Raw genomic sequence first — 6121 nt, forward strand, 5'->3', positions numbered from 1 at the left:
GTCCTGTTGTTGAAGAAATGTATCGTCAATTTAAAGAATTCGGTTCAAGTTCAATAAAAATGGAAGATGATGAGACGTATGTTTTGGAGGACATTGCATTGCCACAGGCTATTGGAAGAATGATGTTAGTCCAATACAGTGAAGATATAATACATACTCTATTTTATGTTGTTAAACAGTACGGAAATTTAACGGGTAAAGAGTTGGTTGAATATACACATTCTAAAAATGGACCTTGGGATACAGTTTATCGTGAGGGGTTAAATTGTGAGATTACGGATACTGTGATTATATCGCAAGCTAAAAAGGAGTGGAAAATAATATGATGATTTTGTTAATTATACTTGCAGCACTTGTGGTGTTCTATTTATTAAAAATTTATATCCTTTTTGAAAGAGCAAAAAAATTAGAATTAGATTTTTCAGGGGCAAAATTTACGTATTGGCTTATTCCAATATTATTAATTTGGATTATCATAGAAACGTTATTTGACAAAAAAAGTAATAAAAGATTTAAAAGAGTGATATTTATGTTCTTAAATTTCAACACTTGTATGGATATAGGAATGATTATTTATAATGTTGCTTATAAAAAAGGTGAATTGGTTTCTAAAAAACAACAACATGACATTTATTTGAATCGTATCAAAAAAAATGTGAATGAAAAAATGAAACTAGCATAAGATTACGAAGCAAAGATTAGCATAAACTTGCTAGTCTTTTTTATATTCAACAAGGAGGTTATATGGATAACACATTTATTTCAAAAATGGCAGCACTATATCAAAATGTGCCGTCTGTTTTATTGCCGTCCATACGCATTGCTCAAGCTATTTTAGAGAGCAGTTGGGGGCAGTCTGAACTAGCTAAAGAAGCTAATAATTTTGCTGGTATTAAAGCCAGCAAGGAGTGGACTGGTAGTACACACGTTAAATACTCAAATGAGGAGCATGACGGTGTGGTCACGTCTGAACGTTCAGCATTTAGAAAGTATGCTAGCGTTGAGGAATTTGTTAAAGACCATAGCCAGTTTATCACGTCTACAGAATGGCGAAAAAACCACTATTCTAGCGTGATACATGCCAAAGGGTATAAAGAGCAAGCACAAGCATTAACGGGCTTGTATGCTACAGATAGTGGCTATGGGAGTAAGTTAATAGAACTTATAGAAAAATACAATTTAACACAATACGATAAAGAAAAGGAAAGTGAGAGCATGGCAAAACATTTAGTCATTTGTGGACATGGAAAAAATCCTAACGGGAGTTATGACCCCGGAGCGATTGGTTCAAATGGAACAGAAGCAGAATGGGTAAGACGGTTGGCAACGGCAATGTCACGCTATAACCATACGGATATTGAATACATTACAGAACAAAACGTATATGAACATCGGAATATCAATACGTATAGTGGATACGAAAGCATTACAGAATTGCACTTAAACGCATTTAATGGGCAAGCGAAAGGGTGTGAGGTACTCATTTGGCATGAATATAATGCAGATGACTTAGACAATGCATTATTGGCTATCTTAGCTAAATATTTTGTCAATCGTGGCATTAAGAAAAGAGATAACTTATATAATATGAGTGTATCAGCAAGATGTGGGTACAATTATCGTTTAGTTGAATGTTGTTTTGTGGACAATTCGGAAGATATGGCGATATTTTCAAAATCTTTAGATGATATTGCTAGACAATTTGTAGAAGCCATTACAGGAAAAGCCGTGCAACAACCCACTCCACAAGAGGAACATCAGAACACACAGCCAATCGTTGACTTTCCACAAAGTTTTAGAGCCTTAACAGAGGGGCAAGACGTAAAAGTATCCAAGCATGCCACACACTACCAAAATGGTAAACCAATCAATCCGTTAGTCCTTGGAAACACATATACTATTACAGGGAAAATGGACGTGCAACAATCCCATTCTAAACGTGCGTACCGTTTAGCAACAAACAACTCGGCAATCGGTTGGGTGTTGGAACAGGATATTGTCGAAGCATGGCAAACTTTGGAACAAGCACCAAAAGAAAGTACACAATTCACATTAGGTGAAAAAACGTATAAAATTGAAGAAGTATAAAGAAACCCCTAGCCTTTGGCTAGGGGATTTTTATTTGTCCATAATTTTGTCCATTTAAAAAAATTTACAGTTAATTATATTTAGTCATACTACGCATTACAAAGCCATTCTTAACACATTTTTTTACTATATTTCACTAAAAAAATCCCTTATGATGCGTATTTAGAAAATATTTAAACGCTATATAACAGTGAAAATGCTGTTGTATAGCGTTTTTTGTGTTTTAGAAAGTATTAAAAAATATTAAAAAGTATTTTTTGGTTGGACAAAAGTTGGACAAAATCATAAATCATCAAAAATTTTTAATGCCAGTTTTTCTTCTGTATCTTTTAACTCATCGATTAAATGTAAATATACCTGTTGTGTAATAGCAGTTGATGAATGACCAAGGCGTTTTGATATATATAAAATTGATGAACCTTTATACAGTAAAATTGACCCGTGTGTATGTCGTAAAGCGTAAACATTGTTGATTTATTAATGTTTATAATGAATTTGTCCATATAGATGTTAATAATATAATTTTTTTAAATATTAGCTCTTCATTATCGGTTGAAAATGTAAAAAATGGCATTTTTTTTATAAATTCAAACAAAGATATTGGTGTTAATGTATGAAAAATTGAAGATTTTTGAATATTCAAATCAGGATAAAGAAGCAGTCTAAAAAAGCGAAAAAATCCAGATACTTATATAAACGGATAAAATAATCAACCTATTAGATTAATAGCTTAAACTCTCTACTTATAAAGCGTGACTGGAAAAAAGTATTAAAAATAAAAAACAGCTTATAATGACGTTATCAAAAACGTTGATTCTAAGCTGTTTTCAAATTTTAATCGAAATGCTAAAATTTTAGTTTTTTCCCATTTCCTTTTGTTAATTAAAGATTTCCTTATTCATTTATGCAAATGTTATGCTTAAAGTAGTGCGATAAGTTTTTCTTGGTTAAGATGCGTGTAGTCATTAAAGAATTGATGTAATTCACGTAAAATGGCTGGAATATATCCTTTCTCATCATTTTCAATTTGTAGTACTAAGAGAGGTTCGTGTAAACTCATGCGTAATAAAAACCAACCAGAACCATAAGGAGAGTGGACATCGAAACGTACTCCTTCTTCATTATCGTGATTTAATGTAAAGCCAACGATGTCTTTTTGCCGTAAATTATCAATAATTTGACGACCGTATTGTTGATAGTTTTCTATTTCTAGTTTAAATCTTACTTCTTGAGTTTGTGCGGGTTGTTTAAGAGTTGCAATAAGGTCACTTAAACTTGTTTGTTTGTCAAGTAGACGAGGAAGTAGCATTAAAATTTTAGCTACAGCGTATGTTCCGTCATCTAGGAAATAGTTTTCTTTGAAAGCGGCATGTCCACTCGTTTCAATGGCTAGTTGGCAATCTGTTCCAGAATTATTTAAGTCAATAGCACGGTTAATAACATTTCTATATCCTGAAATGTAACGAACTTGTTTGCCACCTAAGGAATGAATAAAGTTTTTTAAATGTTCACTTGTTGGTGAATTTGTTACAATACTTGTATTCGGATGTTCAGAAAGGACAATGTAACTTAAAATAGCAATTAAATTATTGCGATTTAGTAATTGCCCATCTTTTGTTACAACTGCTGAACGGTCAACATCAGTATCAAATATAATTCCTAAATCTGCTTGGTGTCTTAATACCGCTTGTTTGATACTTTCCATAGCCTCTTTATTGTCAGGATTAGGAATATGATTTGGGAAATTTCCGTCAGGTTCTAAAAATTGTGATCCACTAATATCAGCACCTAAAACAGCTAGAACTTCTTTAGCAAAGAACCCCCCTGCACCGTTACCAGCATCTACAATAATATGCATGTCTTTTAGAGGTGTTGGTGTATCAAGGGTACAGCCTTGTTGAATTTTTTGAACTAAGTCTTTTGCGTAAGTTGGTAAAATAGAGTGATACTGTAAATTTCCTTTATGCTGTGATTGAGGAGTTTGGGTGTGTGTTAGAATATATTCAATATCTTCATGCTCGGCACCACCTGTCTGACTAAAAATTTTAATCCCGTTGAAATAAAAAGGCAAGTGACTGGCTGTAAACATAATACCCGCATCTGTTTTAAATTGCTCGTACTGTGTACTCATAAACATTGCTGGAGTAGTAGCTAGCCCAAAATCAATAATGTTAACGCCAAATGCGAGTGCAGTTTCCCTAAACGTTTGGCTAAGAGATGGTCCGCTTAATCGACTGTCACGACCAACCCCTATTGTCAATGTTCCTTGTTGATATTTTTCATGTAAGACAGGATTTTGGCACAGCCAATTAATAACGCCTTTTGTTATATCTTGCACATTTTCTTGTGTTAAATTTGCAGTGTGTTCATGTGTGCTAATAGCAATGCCACGAATATCTGATCCGTTTTGTAAATGTAATAAATCCATAAAGAAGAACTCCTTAGTCTTGATTTTTTATGATTGAATATAGCATAGCATAAAATTTGGTTTAAAGATATAATCTATGCATAAAAAATTAATGGTTCTGGAGATTTGCACTAAAATGGTTAAGTGAATGTTTATGAAGATAAACGATTGATGAAAGGAGATAATAAGAGGCGTAATTTTTATTAAATAATTAGAAAAAACTTTACATTAGAATCTAGTAGTGCCTAATGTAAAGTCTTTGAGTTTATTTTTTAGTCAGATAGGGTATGTTAATACTATGATAATTTAATGTGTTTCATATCCTAATAATATGCCTTCGTTTTCTCCATAAAAACTACATAAACCGGAAGTTTTTATGAATGTAATTTCAGCTTTTGGAAAGTCTTGTTGAATGAGCGTTTTAAGTTGTTGACAAGCAGAAAGGTTGTTACAATGGGCTATTATGACTTTACCACCTTGGTAGTTTGCTTTCTTCATTTCATCATAAGTCGCTAAAATTGCTTTTTTTTCGCCACGTGCTTTTTGAAGTAGCTCTAATTTTCCTTCAGAACTGGCTGTACCAACCATACGGATGTTTAATAAGCCAACAATAGTTCCAATAAATTTGTTTAGGCGACCGTTTTTAATTAAATTATCCACTTTGGCAAGAACAAATAACAATTTTGTTTTTTGTTGATAAGCTGTAATGTGTTCCACAACTTCGTTAAACGATAATCCTAAACTGATAAGACGGTTAATTTCCAAAACAATTAAATCAATTTCTCCACTAGCAGATAATGAATCAATGATGTGAATATTGGCTTGATTATGTTCTAAAAATAATGTTTTTCCTAATTCGGCGCTATTATGACTGCCTGATAAGCTGCCAGTAATAGTAATAACGATAATATTTTCAGCACCATGATAGGCTTGTTCATAAGCTTGTGGACTAGGACAAGCCGAGCGAGTCGCTTGTTTTTCGGCATACATTGTAGCCATCATGTTATCAATATCTAATTTTTCGTCATCAACAAATGTTTTCTCTCCAACTTGTAGTGTTAAAGGGACTCTTTCAAAAGTGGTTTCTGGTGCTAATTGAGGTATGTTGATAAAGTCACAACCTGAATCTGCAATGATTTTCCATGACATAGTTTTCCTCCGATAGTTGCTTTGATGTTAAAACTGATTTTTATCTTAAAGAAGATTTTCTGACTTGTCAATGCTAGCGTCTTAATTTTTTTAGTTATTATATAATAATCAGAGGCATTAAAAAATAAACTGAAAAAAAACTCGAATTGTAAAGCCAAGTGCAACAGTACATGAAAAATACTAAAGTCACAGTCTATGTCTGTGTGCGACATAGTTGTTTTGTAATGGAATAGGTGTAACGGTCAAGGTATTAGCGTAGCGAGCCTTTACGGTTACACCTATTCTGTTATAGTTTATGTCGTTGCACACAAACGATTAAACATAGTATGAGGTGTATCATAGTCTAGTAGACGTCTAGGTCTATTATTTAACGCATTTTGTATAGTTGTTATCATTTGAATAGGTACTAAATTAAATGATTTTCCCTTCGGTAAAAATTCTCGAATTAAACCATTGTGATTTTCATTAGTCCCTCGT

The 6121-nt window shown here is 32.9% G+C and carries 6 protein-coding genes and 1 pseudogene; 3 read left to right on the forward strand and 4 right to left on the reverse strand.

Annotated features, from left to right (window positions below; all coding sequences use genetic code 11):
• The 3 genes from E4T68_RS08145 to E4T68_RS08155 all read left to right on the forward strand — a co-directional run.
• Nucleotides 1-326 (forward strand): type II toxin-antitoxin system antitoxin SocA domain-containing protein (locus E4T68_RS08145; protein WP_135125875.1); only part of this gene is annotated, 326 nt, incomplete at its 5' end.
• Nucleotides 323-682, forward strand: coding sequence for a hypothetical protein (locus tag E4T68_RS08150; protein WP_135125877.1), 360 nt, complete (start codon nucleotides 323-325; stop codon nucleotides 680-682). The genes E4T68_RS08145 and E4T68_RS08150, both read left to right, overlap by 4 nt.
• Nucleotides 683-744: 62 nt before the next feature.
• Nucleotides 745-2088 (forward strand): glucosaminidase domain-containing protein, encoded by a 1344-nt coding sequence (locus tag E4T68_RS08155; protein ID WP_135125879.1) that lies wholly within the window; start codon nucleotides 745-747, stop codon nucleotides 2086-2088.
• Nucleotides 2089-2370: 282 nt separating this feature from the next.
• Here E4T68_RS08155 and E4T68_RS08160 read toward each other — a convergent pair whose 3' ends face one another.
• From E4T68_RS08160 to E4T68_RS09625, 4 genes and pseudogenes are all read right to left on the reverse strand, one after another.
• Nucleotides 2371-2562: a tyrosine-type recombinase/integrase gene (locus E4T68_RS08160; RefSeq protein WP_135125885.1), complete on the reverse strand. Its 192-nt coding sequence runs from the start codon at nucleotides 2560-2562 to the stop codon at nucleotides 2371-2373.
• Between the two features lie 445 nt (nucleotides 2563-3007).
• Nucleotides 3008-4516, reverse strand: a complete 1509-nt coding sequence (locus tag E4T68_RS08165; RefSeq protein ID WP_135125881.1) for a phosphomannomutase/phosphoglucomutase — start codon at nucleotides 4514-4516, stop codon at nucleotides 3008-3010.
• Nucleotides 4517-4801: 285 nt separating this feature from the next.
• The gene (locus E4T68_RS08170) at nucleotides 4802-5644 is read right to left on the reverse strand and encodes a DegV family protein (protein WP_135125883.1); all 843 of its coding nucleotides are present in this window, start codon (nucleotides 5642-5644) and stop codon (nucleotides 4802-4804) included.
• Nucleotides 5645-5937: 293 nt separating this feature from the next.
• A pseudogene (locus E4T68_RS09625) lies at nucleotides 5938-6121 on the reverse strand (IS30 family transposase); the annotation flags it as partial.

It is taken from the genome of Granulicatella sp. WM01 (assembly GCF_004570605.1).
In the GTDB taxonomy this organism is placed as follows: Bacteria; Bacillota; Bacilli; order Lactobacillales; family Aerococcaceae; genus WM01.

What these genes read in the sequence shown, in the direction of transcription:
- E4T68_RS08165 (WP_135125881.1), bottom strand. Translation starts at nt 4,516, where the DNA reads ATGGATTTATTACATTTACAAAACGGATCAGATATTCGTGGCATTGCT.
- E4T68_RS08150 (WP_135125877.1), top strand. Translation starts at nt 323, where the DNA reads ATGATGATTTTGTTAATTATACTTGCAGCACTTGTGGTGTTCTATTTA.
- E4T68_RS08170 (WP_135125883.1), bottom strand. Translation starts at nt 5,644, where the DNA reads ATGTCATGGAAAATCATTGCAGATTCAGGTTGTGACTTTATCAACATA.
- E4T68_RS08155 (WP_135125879.1), top strand. Translation starts at nt 745, where the DNA reads ATGGATAACACATTTATTTCAAAAATGGCAGCACTATATCAAAATGTG.